This is a genomic window from Stenotrophomonas sp. BR163 (assembly GCF_047520985.2).
In the GTDB taxonomy this organism is placed as follows: domain Bacteria; phylum Pseudomonadota; class Gammaproteobacteria; order Xanthomonadales; family Xanthomonadaceae; genus Stenotrophomonas; species Stenotrophomonas sepilia.
In genome coordinates this window covers 1-24,505 of the sequence record NZ_JAXBRE020000010.1, presented here as the reverse complement: position 1 = coordinate 24,505, position 24,505 = coordinate 1, and the positions used below count along the sequence as shown (strand labels likewise).

The window sequence follows — 24,505 nt, the reverse complement described above, 5'->3', positions numbered from 1 at the left end:
GCCGCAGTGCCCGTGATGTCCGAGAACGAATCCGCCGGCGAAAAGACCGAACAACCCACCGAAAAACGCCTGCGTGACGCTCGTGAACAGGGCAACCTGCCGCGCTCGCGCGAACTGGGCACGGCCGCCGTGTTCGGCGCCGGCGTGCTGGCGGTGATGGCCATGAGCGGCTCGATCGGACGCGGCGCCAGCGCCTGGATGAAGCAGGCGCTCAGCCCCGAGCAGAGCCTGCGGCAGAACCCGAAGGCACTGTTCGGCCACTTCGGTGATCTGCTGCTGCAGTTCATGCTGGTGATCGCACCGCTGGTGCTGGTCTGCCTGCTGGCCAGCTTCGTCGCCCCGCTGGTGATGGGCGGCCTGCGCTGGTCGCAGAAGGCGTTGCTGCCAGACATCAACCGCATGAACCCGATGAGCGGGTTCAAGCGCCTGTATGGCCCGGAAGCCATCGCCGAGTTCACCAAATCGCTGCTGCGCGTGGCCTTCGTCGGTGTCGCTGCCGGGATGGTGGTGTGGTCCGGCTTCGACACCCTGCGCGGCCTGATCCACCACCCGCTGGAGACGGCCATCACCGACGGCCTCGGCTTCACCCTGCGCCTGCTGCTGGCCACCGCCGGCGCGATGCTGGTGCTGGCCGCCATCGACGCGCCGTACCAGCGCTGGAACTGGACGCGCAAGCTGAAGATGACCCGGGAAGAGCTGCGCCGGGAAATGAAGGAAAGCGAGGGCAGCCCCGAGGTCAAGGGCCGCATCCGCCAGCTGCAGCAGCAGATGGCCAACCGCCGGATGATGGAAGCGGTACCCACCGCCGACGTGGTGGTGGTCAACCCCACCCACTACGCGGTGGCCCTGAAGTACGAGGGCGGCGCCATGAACGCCCCCACCGTGGTCGCCCTGGGCGTGGACGAGACCGCCCTGCGCATCCGTGAAGTGGCCGACGGCAACAAGGTCGCGATCGTCTCTGCCCCACCTTTGGCACGCGCCTTGTATCGGGAGGGCCAACTCGGAAAGGAAATCCCCGTGAGACTGTATTCGGCCGTCGCCCAGGTCCTGTCCTACGTCTACCAGCTGCGCGCGTGGCGCACTGGCCCGATGCCGGACGCCCCGCACATCCAGGTGGATGAATTCGGCAAGGGAGGCCGCCCGTGAGCGCCCAGCCCTCCACCGGCTTCAACACCCGCCGCGCCCTGGAAATGATCCGCCAGGGTCTTGGCGCGCCGCTGATCGTGCTGGCCCTGCTGGCCATGGTCGTGGTGCCGCTGGCCGCGCCGGTGCTCGATGCGCTGTTCACCTTCAACATTGCCATCTCGCTGATGGTGCTGCTGGCGGTGGTCTACGTGAAGCGCCCGCTGGACTTCACCATCTTCCCGATCGTGCTGCTGATCACCACCATGCTGCGGCTGGCGCTGAACGTGGCCTCCACCCGCGTGATCCTGCTCAACGGCCAGAACGGCCACGATGCCGCGGGCAAGGTCATCGCCGCCTTCGGCGAATTCGTGATCGGCGGCAACTACGCGGTCGGCATCGTGGTGTTCGCGATCCTGACCATCATCAATTTCGTGGTCATCACCAAGGGCGCCGGCCGCGTCTCGGAAGTGACCGCGCGCTTCATCCTCGACGCGATGCCCGGCAAGCAGATGGCGATCGACGCCGACCTCAACGCCGGTTTGCTGACGCGTGAAGAAGCCAAGCTGCGCCGCGAAGAAGTCCGCGAGGAAGCCGACTTCTACGGTGCAATGGACGGTGCCAGCAAGTTCATCCGCGGCGACGCCATCGCCGGCATCCTGATCCTGTTCATCAACATGCTCGGCGGCCTGGCCGTGGGCGTGCTGCAGCATGGCATGCCGTTCGGCGACGCCGCTGCCACCTACACCCTGCTCTCCATCGGTGACGGCCTGGTGGCGCAGCTGCCGGCACTGCTGGTCTCCAGCGCCGTGGCCATGCTGGTCACCCGCGCCTCGCGTTCGCAGGACATGGCCCAGGCCATGACCGGCCAGGTGTTCGGCCAGTACCGCGCGCTGGCGATCACCGCCGGCATCATCGGCGTGGTCGGCCTGGTGCCGGGCATGCCCAACGTCGCTTTCCTGACGCTGGCCGCGATCCTTGGCTTCATCGCCTGGAAGCTGTATCGCAAGACCAAGGCACCGGCTGCCGATGCGACAGGCAGTGGCACCGATGCCGCCGCGCTCAATGCACTCGGCCGCCCGGCCGCCGCGGCACCGACCGCCGAACTGAGCTGGGACGAGCTGCGCCCGGTCGATCCACTGGGCCTTGAGGTCGGCTACCGGCTGATCCCGCTGGTGGACAGCAACCAGGGCGGTGAACTGATGGCGCGCATCAAGGGCGTGCGCCGCAAGCTGACCCAGGATGTCGGCTTCCTGATTCCCTCGGTGCACATCCGCGACAACCTGGAACTGCCGGCCAACGGCTACCGCGTGCTGGTGCATGGCGTGCCGGTGGCCACCGCCGAGATCCACCCCGACCGCGAGCTGGCCCTGGATCCGGGCAGCGCGCTCGGCGCACTGGAGGGCATTGCCGGCAAGGATCCCGCGTTCGGCCTGGATGCCACCTGGATCCAGCCGCATCAGCGCGCCCAGGCCGAAACGCTGGGCTACACGGTGGTCGACCCGGCCACCGTGGTCGCCACCCATCTGTCGCACCTGATCCGCGAACACGCACCCGAGCTGCTCGGCCATGAGGAAGTGCAGCACCTGCTGGCCAACCTGGCCAAGAGCGCACCCAAGCTCGTCGAAGATCTGACGCCGAAGGCGCTGCCGCTGTCGGCGGTGGTGCGCGTGCTGCAGAACCTGCTGGTCGAGCGCATTCCGATCCGCCAGCTGCGCAAGATCGCCGAGGCACTGGTCGAACATGCGCCCAGCAGCCAGGACCCGGCCGTGCTGACCGCCGCGGTGCGCACCGCACTGGGCCGCTTCATCGTGCAGGAGATCGCCGGAATGTCGGCGGAGCTGCCGGTGTTCACCCTCAACCCGCAATTGGAACGTGTCTTGCAGGAGTCCACGCAGGGCAACGGCGCCGCGCTGGAACCCGGACTCGCTGAGCGACTGCACCAGAGCCTGGCCGAATGTGTCAGCAAGCAGGAAGCCCGCAACGAGCCCGCGGTCGTGCTGGTACCTGGCCCGGTGCGCGCCGCGCTGGCCCGCCTGGTCCGCCACAGCGTTCCGTCGCTGTCGGTCCTGGCCTACAGCGAGGTGCCGGAGGACAAGCGCCTGAAGCTGGTCGGAACGATCAGCTGACGCCGCCCGCCGATGCGCCAGAAAACAGACACCACTTTCGAACCAACGCAACAGACAGACACCAAGGGGAACCCGCACCGTGCAGACCACCGACCACCCGAGTTCCCCGACCGCCACCCCGCCGTCTTCGCCTCGTGACCACAGCATGAAAATCAAACGATTCGTCGCCGCCGACATGCGCTCGGCCATGAACCTGGTGCGCAAGGAGCATGGTCCTGACGCCGTGATCCTGTCCAACCGCCGGATCGAGGAAGGCATCGAGATCGTCGCCGCCGCCAACTACGACGAGAGCGCGGTGCAGCGTGCGCTGGAAGCCTCGCGCCGCGACGTTGCACCGCCGCCGGCACCCAAGCCGCGCACCGCCGCCGACGCGGTGATCGCCGCCGTCACCCGCCGCCGCCGCAGCACCCCGGCACCGGAACCGGTTGCCGCCACCACCTCGGCGGTGGCCGCCCTCGCCCGTGCAGCAGTGGGCGCTACCGGCCGCACCCTCGACAGCGCCGACGAGATCGTGCCAACCCGCGGCAGCACCGGCTTCGCCGCCACGCTGGCACGCGCCGCCGTCAATGAACCGGCACTGCCGGACCAGATCTTCGCCCCGTTCGCCGAGGCCATCATTGCACCGGCACCGGCCGTCGCCGCGCCGGCCAACCGCGCCCGTTTCCAGATCGATCCGCCGCACGAGGCGCATCACGAAAGCGTGGCGCCGGCGGTGCAGCCGCCACCGCTGCCGACCGCAGCCCTGTCTGAAACGCAGCCGGAGGTCGCCGTCAGCGAACCGGCGTTGGCCGATGCCACCGTCGAAGCCGCGCCGACGCCGACGTTCGCCCCAGCCCCGGTGCTGACCGTGGTCGCCCAGGACGACGCCGAGATCCGCCAGCTGCGCCAGGAAGTGGCCGGCATGCGCCAGGTCATCGAGCGCGAAATGAATCGCTTCACCGACGAGCGCCTGCGCGGCTGCCCGGTGCGCGCCACCGCGCTGGACCTGATGGACGAGTACGGCTTCGATGCTGGCCTGGCCCGCGACGTCGCCATGCAGATTCCGCTGGAGACCGAGGCGCACCGAGGCCGCGGCCTGATGCTGGGGCTGATCTCGCGCAAGCTGCCGATCGCCCCGGTCGACCCGCTGGAGGAAGGCGGCGTGATCGCGCTGGTGGGCCCGACCGGCGCCGGCAAGACCACCACCATCGCCAAGCTGGCCTCGCGGTTCGCCGAGAAGCACGCGCCGCGTGACGTGGCTCTGGTCACCACCGACACCACCCGCATCGGCGCCCGCGAGCAGCTGTATGGCTACGGCCGGCAGCTCGGCATCGCCGTGCACGAGGCCAACAGCGGCACCGACCTGGACCAGCTGCTGGAACGCCTGAAGGACTACAAGCTGGTACTGATCGACACCGCCGGACTGGGCCCGCGCGACCGCGCGCTGGCCGCCCAGCTGCAGTGGCTGCGAGCCGCGCGCCAGGTGCGCACCCTGCTGGTGCTGCCGGCCAACACCAGCTTCGGCGACATGGACGAGGTGGTCCGCCGCTTCGGTGCCGCCAACCTGCAGGGCCTGGTGCTGAGCAAGCTGGACGAAACCGGCCGCTTCGGCAACGCCCTGTCGGTGGCCGTGGACCACGCCCTGCCGATCACCTGGGTGACCGACGGCCAGGACGTTCCGGACGACCTGCACCGGGCCAGTGCGGCCAATCTCGTACTTCGCCTTGAAGATTTGCGCCGAGCGGCCGATATGCCCTGCAACCCGGAGTTGAACCATGCCGTCGCGTGAGTACGCCAAGCTGACCAAGACCTTCCCGCTGTCGGCCACCCGCAGCGAGCCGCTCGGCCCTGTGCGCACCATCGCCGTGACCGGCGGCAAGGGCGGCGTGGGCAAGACCAACGTGTCGGCCAACCTGGCCGTGGCGCTGGCCGGCATGGGCAAGCGCACGCTGCTGCTGGACGCCGACCTCGGCCTGGCCAACATCGACGTGATCCTGGGCTTGAACCCCACCTATACGCTGGCCGACCTGGTTGCCGGCCGCTGCTCGCTGGACGACGTCATCGTCGAAGGCCCGAACGGCGTGCTGGTGGTCCCGGCCGCGTCTGGCCGCCGGCACATGGCCGAGCTGGCCCCGGCCGAGCACGTCGGCCTGGTCAACGTGTTCTCCGAGCTGGAACGCGAGTTGGACATCATGGTGGTGGACACCGCCGCGGGCATCACCGACGGCGTGCTGACCTTCTGCCAGGCCGCGCAGGACACCGTGGTGGTGGTCTGTGACGAGCCGGCGTCGATCACCGACGCCTACGCGCTGATCAAGGTGCTCTCGCGCGAACGTGGCGTGGACCGCGTCCAGGTGGTGGCCAACATGGTGCGCGACCCCAACGAGGGCCGCGTGCTGTACGAGAAGCTGACCCGCGTCTGCGAGAAGTTCCTCGCCGATGTCTCGCTGAACTACCTGGGCTGCGTGCCGCAGGATGACTGGCTGCGCCTGTCGGTGCAGCGCCAGCAGCCGGTGGTGAAGGCCTACCCGTCCAGCCCGTCCGCACTGGCGATCACCGAGATCGCGCGCCGCACGGCCCGCTGGCAGGCGCCCACCGAACCACGCGGCGGCGTCGAGTTCTTCCTCGAACGCATTCTCAAGCAGCGCGGGGTGGCGGCATGAAAGGCGCGGCCCAGTACAGGGAAGTCCAGCGCTCGGCGGCCAACGAGGTCATCGCCCAGCACTCGGACCTGGTGCGGCGCATCGCCCACCATCTGGCCGCGCGCCTGCCGGCCAGCGTCGAAGTCGACGACCTGATCCAGGCGGGCATGATGGGCCTGATCGAGGCTTCGCGCAGCTACGACGCCGACCAGGGCGCCTCGTTCGAGACCTATGCCTCGATCCGTATCCGTGGCTCGATGATCGACGAGATCCGCCGTGGCGACTGGGTGCCGCGCTCGGTGCACCGCCGTGCACGCGATGCTGCGGCCACCATCCGCCGCCTGGAACAGAGCAGCGGCCGCGCCGCCAGCGCCACCGAAGTGGCCGCCGCGATGGAGATGCCACTGCCCGAGTACCTGCGCCTGATGGAAGACGCTGCGCGTGGCCAGGTGCTGAGCCTGGAGTCGCGCATTGAGGACCAGGGCGAGCTGGACACGGTCGCCCAGGGTGGCCCGACCCCGCAGCAGGTGCTGGAGCGCAGCGAGTTCGGCCGCGAGCTGGGCAAGGCCATCGGCCATCTGCCCGAGCGCGAACAGCTGGTGCTCTCGCTCTACTACGAGCAGGAACTCAATCTGAAGGAGATCGGCGCGGTGCTCGGCGTGAGCGAGTCGCGGGTCTGCCAGATCCACGGCCAGGCCGTGCTGCGCCTGCGCGGCCGGCTGAAGGTATTCGAGGCTGTCGACGCCGGCCTCGAAGAATGAACATCCCCGAGGCAGCTGCCCCCGGCCGCCCGGAATGAACAACAAAGGAACTCTGCTTTGAACAAGAACATGCGCATCCTGATCGTCGACGACTTCTCGACCATGCGTCGCATCGTCAAGAACCTGCTGGGCGATCTGGGCTTCACCAACACCGCCGAAGCCGAGGACGGGCATGCCGCGCTGTCGCTGCTGCAGAGCCAGCCGTTCGATTTCGTGGTCACCGACTGGAACATGCCGGTCATGACCGGCATCGAGCTGCTCAAGGCGATCCGTGCCGACGCCAAGCTGAAGACCCTGCCGGTGCTGATGGTCACCGCCGAAGCCAAGCGCGAGCAGATCATCGAAGCGGCCCAGAACGGGGTGAACGGCTACATCATCAAGCCGTTCACCGCGCAGACGCTGGAAGAGAAGCTCGGCAAGATCTTCGAACGCCTGGCGGCCAGCGCCTGATGGACACCACGGTCGACAAGAATGCCCTCGCCCTGCGCCTGCAGGAAGCACTGGACGCACTGGAGTCCGGTGACGAAACCGCCTGGCGGCAACGCATCGACGGACTGGTCGCGCTGCGCACGCAGCCGATGATGAGCGGCCTCTCGCGGCTGGCCCGCGAGCTCGGGCAGGCCCTGGGTGAACTGCCGACCGTGCCCAGCGAGGCCGGCGAACTGGACGATGCCTGCGCACGCCTGGACCACGTGGTGGCGATGACCGAACAGGCGACGCACCGCACCCTGGACCTGGCCGAGGAATGCCGCAGCCTGACCGAACAGCTGCGCGCCGAAGGCCTGCAGCCGGGCCAGGATGCACAGCTCGAGCGCATCCGCCACAACCTCACCGAGATCGCCCTGACCCAGAGCTACCAGGACCTGACCGGGCAGATCATCCGTCGCGTGGTCGGCATCGTCCGCCGCGTGCATGAGGGCTTCGGCGCGCTCGGCCTGCCGCCGGAACAGCATCGCACCGATCCGGAACTGGCCGGGCCGGCACTGAAGGGACTGGACCGCCACGCGGTCTCGCAGAACGACGCCGACGACCTGCTGTCGGACCTGGGGCTGTAAGCATGAGCGCGGTATCCGACGACATCACTGCCGATTTCATCATCGAGGCGCAGGAAATCCTGGATCGCCTGGGCGAACAGCTGGTGTCGCTGGAGCAGGCACCACAGGACACCGAGCAGCTCAACGCGGTGTTCCGGGGCTACCACACGCTCAAGGGCGGCGCCGGCTTCCTCGGCGTCACCGCCATGGTCGAGTTGTGCCACGCCGCCGAAGAAGCGCTGGGCATCGCGCGCGCGGGCCAGGCCGTGCTGCAGGCCCATCACTTCGATGCCGCCCAGCAATCGCTGGACTACCTGCAAGCGATGCTGGATGCAGTTTCCTCCGGCACCGAGCCGGGCTATGCGCCGCCGGAGCTGATCGCCCAGTTCGACATGCACGGAGGCGCCACCGCGCCGGCCGCCCCGACCGCCGTAGCGGCGGCCGGTAGCGGCGACCTGATCACCGACGACGAATTCGAGGCCCTGCTCGACCAGCTGCACGGTGGTAACGCGCCGACTGCGGTCGCGCCGGCAAAGAAGGCTGACGACGGCCTGATCAGCGAAGACGAGTTCGAAGCCCTGCTCGACCAGCTGCACGGTGGCGCCGCACCCGGCGCCAAGCCCATCGCTGCGGTAGCGCCCGCACCGATCGCGGCACCACGCCCACTGGCGGCACCGGCCGCACCGGCACCTGCAGCGGCGACCAAGCCCGCCGCCAAGCCGCTGGCTGAAGCCGAACACACCGTGCGCGTGGACACCAAGCGCCTGGACGCGATCGTCAATCTGATCGGCGAACTGGTGCTGTCGCGCAACCGGCTCAAGACCCTGCGTGCGCGCCTGCGCGACGAAGAACTGGACCGCGCCGTGTCCACCCTGGACATCGCCACCGCGCGCCTGCAGTCGGCGGTGATGCGTACCCGCATGCAGCCGGTGGGCAAGGTGTTCTCGCGCTTCCCCAAGGTCGCCCGAGACGTTGCCCGCTCGCTGAAGAAGGAAGTGGACCTGGAGCTGATCGGCGCCGAGACCGAGCTCGACCGCAACCTGGTCGAAGCGCTGGCCGACCCGCTGGTGCACCTGGTCCGCAACGCCATCGACCATGGCGTGGAAATGCCCGACCTGCGCGAAGCACAGGGCAAGCCGCGGATGGGCCATGTACGCCTGTCGGCCCAGCAGGAAGGCGACTACGTCAGCATCGAAGTGCAGGACGATGGCGCCGGCATCGATCCGGAGAAGCTGCGCGCGAAGGCACGCGAGAAGGGCCTGATCGATCCGGAGGCCGCCGCCCGGCTGAGCAGCGAGGAGTGCCTGCACCTGGTGTTCCTGCCCGGCTTCTCGACCAAGCAGCAGGTCACGGATATCTCCGGCCGTGGCGTTGGCATGGATGTGGTGCAGTCGCGCATCCGCGAACTGAGTGGCCAGATCCAGATCCAGTCCGAGCTGGGCCGTGGCAGCCGCTTCCTGATCCGCGTGCCGCTCACCCTGGCGATCCTGCCGACCCTGCTGGTGCAGGCCGGCGAGGACGTCTATGCGCTGCCGCTGGCGCGCGTGATGGAAGTGCTGCACGCGCCGCGCACCTCGCTGGGCTGGTTCGATGGCCGCGCCGTGCTCGACCGTCGTTCGCATACGCTGCCGCTGGTCGATCTGCGCCAGTGGCTGGATGTGACGCCGGCCGCCTCGACCCTGCTGACGATCGTGGTGCTGCAGGCCGGCGAAGCGCGCTTCGGCCTGGTCGTGGACCAGGTGCGCGGGCGCGAGGAAGTGGTCATCAAGCCACTGCCGAAAGCCCTCCGCGGCCTGCGCGGTTACGCCGGTGCAACCCTGATCGGCGATGGTCGCATGGCACTGATCCTGGATGTGGACGGCCTGCGCAGCCCGCACGACTGACCCGCTTGCTGAACCCGTAAAACCGTGAAGTCGCACCAGTAGCCCGTACCGGTGTCTCAAGTCCCATTCATACAAGCCGATACCGGATCCATGGATAGACTCAGCCTCATTGGACTCTTTCTCGCCCTGGCCTCGCTGGTCGGTGGCAGCATCCTCAAGGGCGCCGGCCTGGCGTCGCTGTGGTCGCCTGCGGCGTTCGTGATCGTCATCGTCGGCACCGTCGCTGCGATCCTGCTGCACACCTCGCCGGCAGTGTTCAAGCATGCGTTCAGCATCGTGCGCTGGGTCGTGCGTCCACCGCACAGCGACCGCCGCGAGCTGATCCAGCAGATCGTCGAGTGGAGCAACATCGCCCGCCGCCAGGGCCTGCTGGGCCTGGAATCGCAGGTGGAAGCACAGCAGGACCCGTTCCTGCGCAAGGGCCTGCAGCTGCTGGTGGACGGCGTCGAGCCCGAATCGATGCGGCACATGCTGGAAATTGAACTGGGCAGCCAGGAGCACCAGGACCAGGCCGGCGCCAAGGTGTTCGAAGCAATGGGCATCTATGCACCGACGCTGGGCATCATCGGTGCCGTGCTGGGCCTGATCGCAGTGATGAAGAACCTGGCCGACCCGAGCAAGCTCGGCCACGGCATCGCCGCCGCGTTCACCGCCACCATCTACGGCATCGCTTCGGCCAACCTGCTGTTCCTGCCGATCGCCGCCAAGCTCAAGAGTGTGATCTCGCACAACACGCGCGACCGCGAGATGGTCATCGAAGGCCTGATCTCGATCGCCCAGGGCGAGAACCCGCGCAACATCGAAACCAACCTCTCCGGCTTCCTGCACTGACATGGCCCGCCGCAAGCACCACGAAGAGCACGCCAACCACGAAGCATGGGCGATCCCCTATGCCGACCTGATGACGCTGCTGCTCGCCTTCTTCGTGGTCATGTATGCGATCTCCTCGGTGAACGAGGGCAAGTACCGGATCATGGCCGACGCGCTGACCGATGCCTTCGGTGGCGCACCGCGCACCATCAACCCGGTGCAGGTGGGCAACAAGCAGGTGCAGGGCGGCGGCTGGGACAGCCCCTCGGTGATCAAGTCCGGCACCAAGATCGGTCCCTCCGCGCCGGCGCCCTCGCACGACCCGACCCTGCTGCCGTCGATGGCCTCGCAGATGCGCATGCCGGTGTCAGTGCACAACCAGGAGCAGATCGCCCGTGCCGAGCGCCAGCTCAACACGATTGCCGATCGCCTCACCGCCGCACTGGCGCCGCTGATCGAGCGCGGCATGATCAGCGTGCGCCGCACCGAACTGTGGATCGAAGTCGAGATCAACAGCGATATCCTGTTCCCTACCGGCTCGGCCGCGCTGGACGTGCATGCGCGGCAGACCCTGGCCAGCCTGGCCGAGGTGCTGCGCGACGTGCCCAACAGCGTGCGCGTGGAAGGCCACACCGACAACGTGCCGATCGCCACCGCCACTTTCCCGTCGAACTGGGAACTGTCGGCCGGGCGCGCAGCCAGCGTAGTGCACCTGTTCGCCGACCAGGGCGTGCAGCCGTCGCGGCTGGCGATGGTCGGCTATGGCCAGTTCCGCCCGCGCGAAGAGAACGACAGCGCGCAGGGCCGCAACCGCAACCGCCGGGTGATGGTCATCATCCTGGCCGACACGTCGCACTCGGTGGATCCGCTCGGCCAGCGCCTGAACGCAGCCACCGGCGCCACCGACAGCACCGTCACCGAACAGGCCGCCGCAACTCCGGCCAGCGCCCCCACCTCCCCCATCGCACCGGTGAAGTTGCCGCCGGTGCCGGCTGGCAGCCGCGTCGGCGCCGCCGTTCCCCCGGCAATGAAGGAGTAATCCGATGCGCATCTGGGCAGTCGCCAACCAGAAGGGCGGAGTCGGCAAGACCACCACCACCCTCGCCCTCGGCCGCGGCCTGGCCGCACTCGGCCATCGCGTGCTGCTGATCGACCTCGATCCGCATGCCTCGCTCAGCCGCGCCTTCGGCGTGCCGGTGGACCCGCCGCCGGCCGGCGTGCTGGAGCTGTTCGGCACACCGCCAGCGGACCTGTCCGGCCTCTGCCATGCCAGCAACATCCATGGCCTGGACTACGTCTGCGCACAGTCGGCGCTGGCCACGCTGGAACGCCGCAGCGCCAACCAGCCCGGCCTCGGCCTGGCCCTGCAGAACGCGCTGGCGCGCCACCAGGGCCAGCACGACTACATCCTGCTGGACTGCGCACCCACCCTCGGCCTGCTGATGATCAATGCGCTGGCCGCAGCCGACCGTCTCATCATTCCCACCCAGGCCGAGCCCCTGGCCCTGCACGGCCTGGATGGCATGGTCCGCACCGGCGAGATGGTCGAGCGCTCGCGCCGCCGCCCGCTGCCGATCTCGATCCTGCCGACCCTGTTCGACCGCCGCACCCGCGCCGGCAACGAGTCGCTGCGCACCATGCAGGATCGCCACGGCAACCGCGTGTGGGAAGACGCCATTCCGATCGATACCCGCATCAGCAACGCCGCCGGGCTGACCCTGCCGAGCGCTGGCGAGGACTACCCGGGCCGTGGCCTGGCAGCCTACCGGCGCGCCTTGAACTGGATCCTCGGCGAGGATGCCCGCGCCCTGGAGCAGGCCGCATGAACAGTACCGGCATCCTCGACGAGTACCTGGACGAACTGCTGGGCGAGGCGATGGTCGCGCCGCCGCCTGCCGTTCTGCCGCCCGCAGGCGCCGGGCCAGGCCCGGCGATCGAAGCAGTCGCCGAACGCGAACCGACCTGGGACGACCTGCCGGCCGAAGTGATCTACGAAACCGAAACCATCGCCGCCACGCCGAGCGGGGACAGCGCTGCGCTGGAAGCCGCCTTCGAGAGCACCGCACCACCCACGCGCGAACCCACCTGGGATGACCTGCCCGCCGAGGTGATCTACGAAACAGAATCCGTCGCCGCCGCGCCAAGCCCGGACGACGCGGTGCTGGAAGCGGCCTTCGAGAGCGCTGCCGCCTCCGCTAGCGCTGGGCCGGGTCCGGCGGGAGAAGCGGTTTCCGAACGCGAGCCGACCTGGGATGACCTGCCTGAGGAAGTCATCCACGAAACCGCGCCGGCACCCGCCGTCGTTGCAAAAGCCGGTCCGGAACCTACCTGGGACGACCTGCCGGACGAGGTGATCTACGAGACCGATCCGGCGGACAGCCATCGCCTCGCCCACACCGACAGCCCCGGCCTGCAGGCCGCGTTCGAGGCGGCCGCCGGTGGCGAAGACGTAGCCACGCCACCGCCCGCCGTGGTCGCAGCACCGGTGGCCCCGACGGTTGCACCTGCAGCCCCGGCCCCGGCCGCGCGCACCGCCACTCCGCCGCCGCGCGTCGCCGCCGATGCCCCGGCAGGCAACCGTCCCGGCACCTGGCAGGAGCTGCAGGCGCAGGCCCACCAACCGGCCCGCAGCCCGCACCCGCAGAACCGACGCGCCGGCGAACGCACTTCGCGCTGGCTGCGCCTTCGCTGCGGCACCCAGGCCTATGCGCTGGAACTGCTGAAGGTACAGGAAGTGGTGCTGCCGGTGCCCCTGCTGCCGCTGCGTGGCACTGCAGCGGCCATGCTCGGCATCATGAACCTGCGCGGCCAGGTGGTCCCGGTGATGGACCTGGGCCTGCACCTGGGCGCGGCCGCCGCCGAGGACGACGCGCAGACCCGCATCGTGGTCCTGGAGGAGGACGGCGAGACCATCGGCCTGCGCGTGTCAGCGGTCGAAGATGTCGCCAACCTCACCGATTCGCAGATCGAACCGCCCGATACCGCGCGCATCTGCCAGATCTCAAACGACCTGTTCCGCGGCGTGGCCCGGGTCAGCCAGCGGCCGATGATCCTGCTCGACGCCACCCGGCTGTTGAGCTGAGCCGCCAAGAAAAAGGGGACGGAGGGCATTAAGTCGCAAGTGGCTCGGCGCTTTGCGCCGAAGCGGTCCCTGTCGGGGACGCAAGGAGTTGATCCGTTGGATCAACACCTTACGTCCCCACTGCGCGGTCGCCGTTGCAGAGGGCGCTGCAGTAGAGCCAGGTCGATTGCGACTTAATCCCCTCCGTCCCCTTTTCAACAGCGACCGCATCGACGCATCGCGTCGATTCTTCTAAAGAACCCCACCGGGGTGCCGTTATGGATCACGGAACCGTTTGTCCGGAGCAACGATGAGCACTGTCGAACTGGGTGGGGATCTCGGCATCGAGAGCAGCACCGAGCTCAAGAACCGCCTCGCCCCGCTGGTGGCGCAGGCAGGCGAGCTGACCCTGGATGCAAGCCAGGTCGCCCGCATCCACACCGCCGCCGTGCAGGTGCTGTGTGCATTCGTGCAGGCCCGCCGCGAGGCAGGCCTGGGCACCGGCTTCCACGGTTGCACCGCAACCTTCCGTGACGCCGCGCGCCTGCTGGGCGTCACCCAGGCCCTGGGCCTGGACGCAACCCATGACAACCTGAAATCTGTGGAGAACGCTGCATGAGCGCACGTATCTTGGTGGTGGACGATTCGGCGTCGATGCGCCAGATGGTGTCCTTCGCCCTCACCTCGGCCGGTTTTGCCGTCGAAGAAGCTGAAGACGGCGCGGTCGCGCTCGGTCGCGCCAAGGGCCAGCGCTTCAACGCGGTGGTCACCGACGTCAACATGCCGAACATGGACGGCATCGCGCTGATCCGCGAACTGCGCCAGCTGCCGGACTACAAGTTCACCCCGCTGCTGATGCTGACCACCGAATCGGCCGCCGACAAGAAGTCCGAAGGCAAGGCCGCCGGTGCCACCGGCTGGCTGGTCAAGCCGTTCAATCCCGAACAGCTGGTCGCCACCGTGCAGAAAGTGCTGGGCTGATCGCCCGGCGCCGCTCCCCCTCTTCGCTTCCGGATCACCACTGCCATGAGCATGGACCTGCAACGCTTCCACGCCACCTTCTTCGAGGAGAGCCGCGAAGGCCTCGATGCGATGGAGGCTGGCCTGCTGGCCCTGGAATCGGGGCAGCAGGACGCGGAGATCATCAATTCGGTGTTCCGCGCCGCCCACTCGATCAAGGGCGGCGCCGGCACCTTCGGCTTCGACGCGATCGCTGGCCTGACCCACGTGCTGGAAACGCTGCTCGATGAGCTGCGCGCCGGCAAGCGGGCCCTGGAAGGTCACGCCGTCGACGCCATGCTGTCCTCGGTGGACGTGCTGAGCGCCCTGCTGCGCGAAGCCGAGCACGGCCAGGCTGCCGATCCGGCTGCAGTCGCTGCAGTGAAGGCACGCCTGGAAGCGGTTCTTTCCGGCCAGGCCGCAGCGAGCGCCCCGGCGGCCGCGGCAGCCAAGGTGGACGATACGCCGGAAGCCTGGCAGATCGGCTTCACCCCGGCGCCGTCGCTGTTCATGAGCGGCAACGATCCATTGCGCATCATCCGCGAACTGGAACACCTCGGTTCGCTGCAGGTCGCTGCGCGCATGGAACGCCTGCCGGGCTTCGCCCAGCTTGATCCGCTCGAAGCCCATCTTGCGTGGGATCTGGGCCTGGTCGGCAAGGTGCCGCGCAGCAAGATCGAAGACACCTTCGCCTGGGTGCTGGACGATTGCGAGCTGGACATCCGTCCCGCCGCGCCGCCGAGCCTGGCCACCCAGGCGCCGGCCGCTGCGGCTCCCGCTCCGGTCGCAGCGGCACCGTCTGCACCTGCCGCGCCTGCCGCCAGCGGTGGTGCCAGCCAGAAAGCGGAAACCTCGATCCGCGTCAGCGTCGACAAGGTCGATGCGCTGATCAACCTGGTCGGCGAGCTGGTCATCACCCAGGCCATGCTCAAGCAGGTCTCGCATGCGCTGGACCCGGTCCACGCCGAGAGCCTGTTCGCCGGGCTGGACCAGCTTGAACGCAACACCCGCGACCTGCAGGAAGCGGTGATCGGCGTGCGCATGCTGCCGGTCGATGCGGTGTTCCGCCGCTTCCCGCGCCTGGTCCGCGACCTGTCCAGCCGCCTCGGCAAGCAGGTGCGCCTGCGCACCGTCGGCGAAGGCACCGAACTGGACAAGGGCCTGATCGAAAAGATCGCCGATCCGCTGGTGCACCTGGTGCGCAACTCGATCGACCACGGCCTGGAAATGCCCGACGTACGTCGCGGTGCAGGCAAGGATGAGACCGGCACGATCACGCTGGCGGCCTCGCATCAAGGCGGCCATATCGTCATCGAAGTCAGCGACGATGGCCGTGGCCTGGACCGCGCCAAGATCCTCGCCAAGGCCCACGAACGCGGCCTGGCCGTGCCGGACAACCCGACCGATTCGCAGGTCTGGGACCTGATCTTCCAGCCTGGCTTCTCCACCGCCGATGCGGTCACCGACCTGTCCGGGCGCGGCGTCGGCATGGACGTGGTCCGCCGCAACATCCAGGCACTGGGCGGCGAGGTGCAGATCGAAAGCAGCCTCGGTACCGGCACCCGCACGCTGATCCGCCTGCCGCTGACCCTGGCCATCCTCGATGGCATGACTGTGGCCGTGGCCGGCGAAACCCTGATCCTGCCGCTTGCCTACGTGCTTGAGGCATTGCAGCCGCAGCCCGAGGATATCCGCAGCATGGCCGGCGAAGGCCGCGTGCTGCGCGTGCGCGGCGAGTACCTGCCGATCCTGTCGTTGAGCGAGTACTACGGCTACGGCAACCGCGCACCGGGCAGCGAATCGCTGGTGGTGGTGGTGGAAGGCGATGGCCAGAAAATCGCGCTGGAAGTGGACGAACTGGTCGGCCAGCAGCAGGTGGTGGTGAAGAACATCGAGAACAACTACCGCCGTATCGGCGGAGTGTCCGGTGCAACCATCCTTGGCGACGGCCGCGTCGCGTTGATCGTTGACATCGGCGGACTGGTGCGCTCACTGCGGATGCCGCAGGCCGCCTGATCCACGCCGCATGCGGGTCATGGACCGCCGCCCTTCGGGGCGGCGGTTTTTGTTTGTGTGCTCCATTCCAGCCGGGGTCAGATCCCTTTTCAGGGAAAAGGGATCTGACCCCATCCCTTCTGTGAACTCCGTCGAGGCGATGGTTTCGCGCGCAACCACGTCATCCGAGCGCAAGCCCCGCCAGGACAGCACTTTCGCGCTGTCATCCCTACGCAACCGAATGTGATCTGCGTCCATAAAGTCCGCGCGGACGGCGCCGTTATTTCGCCTTGACGGTCGTCACCGAACCCCACCGGGCACCCCCGTTCGCTCTGCAACCACCCCCAAACCGGCGCACAGACGCCCGCACTCTGCCCACCTGGAGCACCCTGCATGAAGTGGTTCCAAGATCTGCCCATCGCCCGCAAGCTGGCCGTGGGGTTCACCCTCACCACCCTGATGACCGTCGTACTGGGTGCCTTTGCCCTGATCCGCCTGTCCGAGGCCAACGCGCAGTTGCGCGACATGGCTGGCAACGATATCCCCTCGGTCCAGCACCTGGGCGAGGCGCGCTCGCAGCTCGGCGAGTTCCGCACCTACGAACTGGCCCAGCTGAGCATGCTCGACCAGCCGGAAAAGGTGGCCGACTACAACAAGCGCATGAACGACACCGCCAAGGCCGTGCATGACGAACTGGCGGCGTACGCGGCGCTGCCGGCGCTGGACAAGGAGCGTGAACTGTATCGCGCAGCCAGCGCACAGCTCGACCGCTACTTCGCCGCCAACAACGCGATGCGCGACGCCGTGACCGCCGGTGACGGCGTCCTGGCGCGGCAGATCTCCGACGAACAGTCACGCCCGGCGCGTCGCGACCTGTTCGCTGCGATGAAGGCACTGGGCACCCACATCGCCGGCCAGATGGACCGCAAGATCGCCGACGCCAACGCCACCCACCGCACCAGCATGATTGCCATCATCGGCTGCATCGTGCTGCTGTCGCTGGTCGCTGCCGCGCTGGCCATCGTCATCTCGCGTGCAGTGACCGGCCCACTCGGCAAGGCCGTGCATGCCATCCAGGCCGTTGCCCGCGGTGATCTCAGCGTCAGCACCCAGGCCACCAGCAACGATGAAGCCGGCAGGATGCTCGCTGCCACCGCCGAGATGACGGCGATGCTGCGACGCTTCAGCGAGCAGACACAGCTGATGGCACAGATGCACGCTGGCCCGGACATCAGCCATCGCATCCCGGAAGATTTCCCGGGTGTCTACGGCCAGCTGGCCAACGGCATCAACACGGTGATCTTCGAGCACCTCGATGCGATCGTCGATGCCATTGAAGTACTCAACCAGTACGCCATCGGCAATCTGAGCCCGGATGCACGCCGCCTGCCCGGCAGCCGCGCGATCCTGCACGAATCCATGGACGCGGCCAAGGCCAGCCTGCTGGCCATCAATTCGCAGATCCAGCACCTGGCTGCGGCGGCCGCCGCCGGTGACTTCAGCCAGCGCGGCGACGCACAGCGGTTCCAGCACGACTTCAAGCTGATGATCGAGCACCTCAACACCATGATGCAGGTGGCTGACGGCAACCTCGGCCAGCTCTCGCAGCTGCTGCAGTCGATCGCCACCGGCGACCTGACCGCGCGCATGGAAGGCCAGTTCAATGGCGTGTTCGCCCGGATGCGTGATGATGCCAACACCACGGTCGCGCAGCTGACCCAGATCGTCGGCCAGATCCAGGCCAGCGCCTCCAGCATCACCCTGGCCGCAGGCGAGATCGCCTCGGGCAACAGCGACCTGTCGCGCCGGACCGAGCAGCAGGCCGCCAACCTGGAAGAAACCGCAGCCTCGATGGAGGAACTGACCTCCACTGTGCGCCAGAACGCCGAACACGCCCGCCAGGCCAACCAGCTCGCCATCGGCGCGCATGGCGTCGCCTCGCAGGGTGGCGAAGTGGTCGGCCAGGTGGTCACCACCATGTCCGCCATCGAAGCCTCGTCGAAGAAGATCGCCGAGATCATCAGCGTCATCGACGGCATTGCGTTCCAGACCAACATCCTGGCGCTGAATGCCGCCGTGGAAGCCGCGCGTGCCGGTGAACAGGGCCGCGGCTTCGCCGTGGTCGCCAGCGAAGTGCGCACCCTCGCCCAGCGCTCAGCCGCTGCCGCCAAGGAGATCAAGGGCCTGATCGACGACTCGGTCGGCAAGGTTGCCGAGGGCTCCAGCCTGGTCCACCAGGCCGGCAGCACCATGGGCGAGATCGTCGCCTCGGTGCAGCGTGTGACCGACATCATGGCAGAGATATCTGCGGCCTCGCAGGAACAGAGCGCGGGCATCGAGCAGGTCAACCAGACCGTGGTGCAGATGGACGAGACCACCCAGCAGAACGCCGCACTGGTGGAGGAAGCCACCGCCGCCGCACGTGCAATGGAGGATCAGGCCGTGCAGCTGGGTGAAGCCGTGGCCCGCTTCCGGCTGGCATCGCACGGCACGACGGCCATTCCGGCACGCCCGCTGGCGGCACCGGTACCGCGCCAGGTCGCAGCCGCCGCGCCTTCGGCAAAGCCGGCTTCCGCGCGCCCCCTGCGCAGCTCGACGGCGCAGCCGGTACTGGCCGCCGACGGCGACTGGCAGGAGTTCTGACAGAACCACGGGGTCAGATCCCTTTCCCGCAGGAAAGGGATCTGACCCCTTACGCGTAGAAAGTGATGCAAATCCCACTTCATAATCCGGTGCAGAGGCCGATATCCCCATCGAGCCTCGCGCCAACGCGTGCTGGCGCCCGCCCCTGACCGTAGATTCCATGTCCGACGGCAACGACACTGCAGTGCATGATGTCCACGCGGCCGACGCCGCTGACGAGCGCTTCCTGGTCCGCAATCCGCGCCAGCTGCGGCAGCTGCTGCGCTCGCTGATCGACCAGCGATCGTTGATCAACGCGCACATCGACGGCCGCGACCGTTCGTTCCCCACTGCGCTGCTCGACCTCGACGAAGACGAGGACTACCTGCTGCTCGATGGCAGCCCGCAGGAAGCTTCCAACCGCGCCGCCGAGCAGGCCGATCACCTGCTGTGCTTCGCCCAGCTCGAACGGGTGCTGGTGCGCTTCCGCCTGCAGGAACTGCAGCGCGTGGACAACGACGGCCACGTGGCCTTCCGCGCCCCGCTTCCGGAAGAACTGGTGCACCTGCAGCGCCGCGAGCTGTATCGGTTGGAGACGCCAGTCACTGATTCACCGCAGCTGCTGCTGCCACCCGGCGAAGCGCGGGCCGAAGCGCTGTCGATGCGGGTGGTGGACATCAGCGGTGGCGGCCTGGCCGTGGTGGTGCCCAATGACTGCGCGGCATTTGGTCTGCAGAAGCGCTATCCGGCGCAGCTGTCGCTGCCGGACGGCCCCGACCTGGACATCGCGCTGGTGGTCTGCAACCTGTTGCCCCAGCGCCAGCCCAACGGCATCGAGGTCAAGCGCGTGGGCATGCGCTTCGACAGCCTGCCGCGCGGCGCCGACAGCGCCATCCAGCGCTACATCTTCCGCATCGACCGCCAACGCAAGGCACGCCGCAACGGCGAGCTCTAAGGCCCGCCCAACAGGTAGTGCCGGCCGCTGGCCGGCAACGTCGCGACAATGCGGGTACGGCCATTGCCGGCCAGCGGCCAGCACAACCGATCTCCGGTGGATCCACGCCATGCGTGGATGCCTTTCCCCGGGCACCTAAAGTCCCCCCCGGCGGAGCCGATATCGAGCCTGACACCGGGACTTCCGGCAGAACCAGGACCCCTCGATGAACGACAAGACCAGCTCCGCCGCCAGCACCGGTGGCGAATTCCTCAGCTTCACGCTTGGTGACGAGCACTACGGCGTGGATATCCTCAAGGTGCAGGAAATCCGTGGCTATGATGCGGTTACCCGCGTGCCGGATGCCCCGGACTACATCAAGGGCGTGATCAACCTGCGCGGCACCATCGTCCCGGTGATCGACCTGCGCCTGAAGCTGCGCCTGGACAACGCCCGCTACGATGCCTTCACCGTGATGATCGTGCTGAACGTGGAAGACCGCGTGGTCGGCATCGTTGTCGACAGCGTCTCCGACGTGATCCCGCTGTCGGCCGAGCAGATCCGACCGACCCCGGAATTCGGTGCCGCCGTCGACACCCGCTTCATCTCCGGCATCGGTACCCACGACGATCGCATGCTGATCCTGCTGGACATCGAGACCCTGCTCGACAGCGCCGACATGGGCCAGGCCACCCTCGCCGAAGACGTCGCTGCCTGAGCAACCGGAACTGCTTCACGTTCCAGTCACGAAACCCTTCAGTTCCCTTCGGCGGTGCCGATAGGGGGACAGAAGCCGGTCGCGCAGGAGCGCGCAGGACCGGCCCGATCGTTACCATCCCCGGAGATACCCTCGATGAAGTCCCTGTTTGCGTTCGTCTCGGCCGCTGTCCTGGCCACCACCGCCGCCTCCGCTTTCGCCCAGTCGGCCGACATGATCCCGCCGGAAATGGCGCCGCGTTCGGTCGGCAAGGACGGCATGGTCTGTGGCAAGGTTGAAAAGGCCCGCTACGCAGAAGGTTCCGAAGGCCAGCCGACCTTCCTGTACATGGGCGGTGCCTTCCCGCGCCACACCTTCTCGGCCCGCATCGCCGGCGAGAACCGCGGCAAGTTCTCCTTCCCGCTGGAAACCCTGGAAGGCAAGACCGTCTGCGTGATCGGCAAGATCCAGCGCGACGCCTCGCGCGCGGAAATCGAAGTCAGCTCGCCGGCTGGGCTGAAGCTGGCCAACATCAAGTAATCCGCTGTCCGTCGAACTACGCCGGACCTGGTGCCGGCGTGGTTTCTGCTGCAACCGCGCCCGATGCCCGGGCGCGTCTGCCTTAGGAGCTCGCAACGCCCATGCCGTGGATCAACAACCTGAAACTGATGCCGAAGCTGCTGCTGACCTTCGGCGTCCTCCTGCTGGTGATGCTGCTGCAGGGCATCGTCGCCTATCGCGGCCTGCATTCGCTGAACAACGTCACCACCGAGCTGGCCGGTTCACGCATGGAAAGCATCCGCCTCGCCGGCGAGATGCGCGGCATGCTGGGCGAGTACCGCAATGCCGCCTACCAGCAGTTGATCCGCGCCAGCGACGACGTCAAGGCCGATGCGCGCAAGCAGGCCGCCGACCTGCGCACCAGCATGGACAAGTCGATCAAGGACTATCCGAAGCTGGTCGATAACGCACAACAGAAGAAGCTGTTCGACACCTTTGCCAAGGAATGGAAGGATGCCCTGGCGTCCTATGACAGCGTCACCGAGATGCTGGAACTGGACCTGCCGGACGACGCCATCGATACCTTCGTCGGCGAAACCCGTACCAAGCACCGCAAGGCTGCATCGGCGCTGGAAGCGCTGATCGCCGAAGACAACCGCCTCGCCCGCGCCTCGCGCGAAGAGGCCGCTTTCACCTATTCCGCCTCGGCCGTGCTGACCGTGATCGCCCTGCTGGGCGGCGCCGCGCTCGGCCTGGTGCTGGTGTGGCTGTTCGCACGCGCACTGGTCGGCAGCGTGCGTGGCGCCGTCTCGGTCGCCAACGACGTCGCCGGTGGCAAGCTCGATGGCCATATCGACGTCAGCCGCCAGGACGAAGTGGGCGAACTGATGCAGGCCATGCAGCGCATGCAGCGCGACCTGCGCGAGCGCATCGAAACCGACCAGGCCGTCGCCCGCGAGAACCTGCGCATCCGCACCGCGCTGGACTACAGCTCGACCGGCGTGTACCTGACCGACACCAGCAACACCATCGTCTACAGCAACCGCGCCCTGCAGCAGACCCTGAGCCAGTACCAGGACGAAGTGCGCCGCGACCTGCCGGACTTCGACGCCCAGGCCTCGCTGATCGGCAAGCCGGTCACCGTGCTCGAGCACCGTGGCGAGATGGACCAGACCCTGCTGGGCAACCTGAAGGCGCACGGTGTCGCGCGTCGCCCGATGCAGTACGGCGATGCCCAGTTCGCCCAGGTGGTGTCGACCATCCGCAATGAAGGCGGCGACACCGTCGGCTACGTGGTGGAATGGCGCGACCGTACCCAGGAAGCGCAGGTTGAAGCGGAAGTGGCCCGCGTGATCGCCCAGGCCGCCGCCGGCGACCTGTCCGGCCGCATTGACGCCACCGACAAGGAAGGCTTCTTCCTGCAGCTGGCGCAGCAGATCAACGGCCTGCTGGACGCCAACGCCGGCAGCATCGAGCAGATCTCCGGCCTGCTTGCGGCACTGTCGCAGGGCGACCTGACCGTGCGCATGCACGGCGACTACCAGGGCGTGTTCGCGCGCATGCGTGACGATGCCAACGCCACCGCCGCGCAGCTGAGCGAGATCGTCACCCGCATCAAGCAATCCAGCCGCGCGATCAGTTCGGCCGCCGGCGAGATCGCCTCGGGCAACAGCGACCTGTCGCGCCGGACCGAGCAGCAGGCCGCGAACCTGGAAGAAACCGCGGCCTCGATGGAGGAACTGACCTCCACCGTGCGCCAGAACGCCGAACACGCCCGCCAGGCCAACCAGCTCGCCATCGGCGCGCACGGTGTCGCCTCGCAGGGTGGCGAGGTCGTCGGCCAGGTGGTCACCACCATGTCCGCCATCGAAGCCTCGTCGAAGAAGATCGCCGAAATCATCAGCGTCATCGACGGCATCGCGTTCCAGACCAACATCCTGGCACTGAACGCCGCCGTGGAAGCCGCGCGTGCCGGTGAACAGGGCCGCGGCTTCGCCGTGGTTGCCAGCGAAGTGCGCACCCTCGCCCAGCGCTCGGCCGCCGCCGCCAAGGAGATCAAGGGCCTGATCGACGACTCGGTCGGCAAGGTCAACGATGGCTCGGCGCTGGTGCACAAGGCCGGCGCCACCATGGGCGAGATTGTCGCCTCGGTGCAGCGCGTGACCGACATCATGGCCGAAATCTCCGCGGCCTCGCAGGAACAGAGCGCCGGCATCGAGCAGGTCAACCAGACCGTGGTGCAGATGGACGAAACCACCCAGCAGAACGCCGCGCTGGTGGAAGAAGCCACCGCCGCCGCACGTGCGATGGAAGAACAGGCCGGCCACCTCAGCGAGGCCGTGTCGATCTTCGTGGTGGACGAAGCCGATACCGTGGTTGCCCCGCCGCGCACCGCTGCCCCGGCCCCGCGTCCGGCTGCACCGGCAGCACCGGCTCCGGCTGCCCCGCCCGCCCGACGCACGGCGGGTGGTCGCCCGATGGCCACCGAACTGGCCGATGGGGACTGGCAGGAATTCTGATGCCTGCCTGACCTGATCTGCGAGAACGCCCTGGCCCTGTGCTGGGGCGTTTTCGTTTACGGGGTATCGGGTATCCAGCCAACGGCGAAGCCCCTCGGGGTGGGTCGCGAAGCGCTGCGGATTTCCTTCGTTTGGGCCGGGAGGGTGGGTTGCGCAGGGGACGCCGTTAACCCGTCCTTGGGGGCTTGGCCGCGGCATCCATGCCGCGGACACCCCTGCGCAACCCACCCTCCCGGCCACGGACACTTCCCGTGCGTGTCCACCCCGGATTGAAGAAAGAAGAGCAAGAGCAAGGGCAACAGCCGCCTTGCTACCGGGGTCAGATCCGTTTTCCGCAGGAAAACGAATCTGACCCCTCTTTCCACTTGGAAACCCAACGCTCTTGCCGTCCGCCGAAGTGAAGCGCTGGCGGGCCTGGGCCGGGGTGGGCAGGCAGGACCGTTGGCGCCATGGGCCCGAGGCATGCCTCGGGCGGGTTGGGCAGGACGGCCAACCCCGGTCTTGCCGCGTACGCAGGACTGCGCACACGAGCAAGGCGCCATCGAGCCCCCAAGGGTGAGGGCGCTTTGCTTGCGAAGCACTGCTTCGCAAGCGGCCGAACGCCCAGCCGCCAGCGGCTGGGCCGGACCCCGGAGTGAAGTGACCCCCGGGAGTTGGACATCAGATCCAACCCCGAGGGATACATGAACGGATACGACGCGCGTTTCAAACTGCAGGTCGCCAAAGAGGCCTGCAAGACCTCCACATCGGTCAAAGCCGCTGCTCGTCGCTACGGCCTGGAGTTCTCCACGGTCAGGCGCTGGGTGGCGACCTATCG

The 24,505-nt window shown here is 67.8% G+C and carries 21 protein-coding genes; all 21 read left to right on the top strand.

Annotation, left to right across the window (positions count from 1 at the left end):
* Window positions 1-15 precede the first annotated feature (15 nt).
* Window positions 16-1,146, top strand: coding sequence for a flagellar biosynthesis protein FlhB (gene flhB, locus ACM0PY_RS10400; protein WP_180886202.1), 1,131 nt, complete (start codon window positions 16-18; stop codon window positions 1,144-1,146).
* Complete coding sequence (flhA, locus tag ACM0PY_RS10395; protein ID WP_414609430.1) at window positions 1,143-3,251, top strand: flagellar biosynthesis protein FlhA; 2,109 nt, start codon at window positions 1,143-1,145, stop codon at window positions 3,249-3,251. The genes flhB and flhA overlap by 4 nt, the downstream gene beginning before the upstream one ends.
* Before the next feature lie 145 nt (window positions 3,252-3,396).
* Window positions 3,397-5,019, top strand: coding sequence for a flagellar biosynthesis GTPase FlhF (gene flhF / locus ACM0PY_RS10390; protein WP_180886200.1), 1,623 nt, complete (start codon window positions 3,397-3,399; stop codon window positions 5,017-5,019).
* Window positions 5,006-5,893 carry a MinD/ParA family ATP-binding protein gene (locus tag ACM0PY_RS10385; protein ID WP_072166952.1) on the top strand — a complete coding sequence of 296 codons (888 nt, stop codon included), beginning with the start codon at window positions 5,006-5,008 and terminating at the stop codon, window positions 5,891-5,893. Before flhF ends, ACM0PY_RS10385 begins: the two co-directional genes overlap by 14 nt.
* Window positions 5,890-6,633 (top strand): RNA polymerase sigma factor FliA, encoded by a 744-nt coding sequence (locus ACM0PY_RS10380; protein ID WP_005416423.1) that lies wholly within the window; start codon window positions 5,890-5,892, stop codon window positions 6,631-6,633. Before ACM0PY_RS10385 ends, ACM0PY_RS10380 begins: the two co-directional genes overlap by 4 nt.
* Window positions 6,634-6,690: 57 nt before the next feature.
* On the top strand, window positions 6,691-7,083 hold the full coding sequence (gene cheY / locus ACM0PY_RS10375; RefSeq protein ID WP_005413247.1) for a chemotaxis response regulator CheY: 393 nt from the start codon (window positions 6,691-6,693) through the stop codon (window positions 7,081-7,083).
* Complete coding sequence (locus ACM0PY_RS10370; protein WP_032129220.1) at window positions 7,083-7,688, top strand: protein phosphatase CheZ; 606 nt, start codon at window positions 7,083-7,085, stop codon at window positions 7,686-7,688. The genes cheY and ACM0PY_RS10370 overlap by 1 nt, the downstream gene beginning before the upstream one ends.
* A 2-nt stretch (window positions 7,689-7,690) precedes the next feature.
* Window positions 7,691-9,550, top strand: a complete 1,860-nt coding sequence (locus tag ACM0PY_RS10365) for a chemotaxis protein CheA (RefSeq protein ID WP_134972162.1) — start codon at window positions 7,691-7,693, stop codon at window positions 9,548-9,550.
* A 90-nt stretch (window positions 9,551-9,640) separates the two neighbouring features.
* Window positions 9,641-10,381: a flagellar motor protein gene (locus ACM0PY_RS10360; RefSeq protein ID WP_049413360.1), complete on the top strand. Its 741-nt coding sequence runs from the start codon at window positions 9,641-9,643 to the stop codon at window positions 10,379-10,381.
* 1 nt (window position 10,382) lies between these two features.
* Complete coding sequence (motD, locus tag ACM0PY_RS10355) at window positions 10,383-11,399, top strand: flagellar motor protein MotD (RefSeq protein WP_139727051.1); 1,017 nt, start codon at window positions 10,383-10,385, stop codon at window positions 11,397-11,399.
* A gap of 4 nt (window positions 11,400-11,403) precedes the next feature.
* Window positions 11,404-12,186: a ParA family protein gene (locus ACM0PY_RS10350; RefSeq protein ID WP_069138615.1), complete on the top strand. Its 783-nt coding sequence runs from the start codon at window positions 11,404-11,406 to the stop codon at window positions 12,184-12,186.
* On the top strand, window positions 12,183-13,442 hold the full coding sequence (locus tag ACM0PY_RS10345; RefSeq protein ID WP_180886196.1) for a chemotaxis protein CheW: 1,260 nt from the start codon (window positions 12,183-12,185) through the stop codon (window positions 13,440-13,442). Before ACM0PY_RS10350 ends, ACM0PY_RS10345 begins: the two co-directional genes overlap by 4 nt.
* Before the next feature lie 289 nt (window positions 13,443-13,731).
* On the top strand, window positions 13,732-14,040 hold the full coding sequence (locus tag ACM0PY_RS10340) for an STAS domain-containing protein (protein ID WP_019659587.1): 309 nt from the start codon (window positions 13,732-13,734) through the stop codon (window positions 14,038-14,040).
* Window positions 14,037-14,402: a response regulator gene (locus ACM0PY_RS10335; protein WP_005409521.1), complete on the top strand. Its 366-nt coding sequence runs from the start codon at window positions 14,037-14,039 to the stop codon at window positions 14,400-14,402. Before ACM0PY_RS10340 ends, ACM0PY_RS10335 begins: the two co-directional genes overlap by 4 nt.
* Window positions 14,403-14,447: 45 nt before the next feature.
* Entirely contained in the window at window positions 14,448-16,436 is a 1,989-nt protein-coding gene (locus ACM0PY_RS10330) for a chemotaxis protein CheA (RefSeq protein WP_414609431.1), read from the top strand.
* A gap of 372 nt (window positions 16,437-16,808) precedes the next feature.
* On the top strand, window positions 16,809-19,058 hold the full coding sequence (locus ACM0PY_RS10325) for a methyl-accepting chemotaxis protein (RefSeq protein WP_180886194.1): 2,250 nt from the start codon (window positions 16,809-16,811) through the stop codon (window positions 19,056-19,058).
* 160 nt (window positions 19,059-19,218) lie between these two features.
* The gene (locus ACM0PY_RS10320) at window positions 19,219-19,992 is read left to right on the top strand and encodes a flagellar brake protein (RefSeq protein ID WP_180886192.1); all 774 of its coding nucleotides are present in this window, start codon (window positions 19,219-19,221) and stop codon (window positions 19,990-19,992) included.
* A 205-nt stretch (window positions 19,993-20,197) separates the two neighbouring features.
* Complete coding sequence (locus ACM0PY_RS10315) at window positions 20,198-20,689, top strand: chemotaxis protein CheW (protein ID WP_134972780.1); 492 nt, start codon at window positions 20,198-20,200, stop codon at window positions 20,687-20,689.
* Between the two features lie 135 nt (window positions 20,690-20,824).
* On the top strand, window positions 20,825-21,208 hold the full coding sequence (locus ACM0PY_RS10310; protein WP_014647020.1) for a hypothetical protein: 384 nt from the start codon (window positions 20,825-20,827) through the stop codon (window positions 21,206-21,208).
* 101 nt (window positions 21,209-21,309) lie between these two features.
* Window positions 21,310-23,688, top strand: coding sequence for a methyl-accepting chemotaxis protein (locus tag ACM0PY_RS10305; RefSeq protein WP_180886190.1), 2,379 nt, complete (start codon window positions 21,310-21,312; stop codon window positions 23,686-23,688).
* 683 nt (window positions 23,689-24,371) lie between these two features.
* Window positions 24,372-24,505, top strand: a 134-nt coding sequence (locus ACM0PY_RS10300; protein ID WP_495493256.1) for a transposase, incomplete at its 3' end; no start/stop codon positions are given.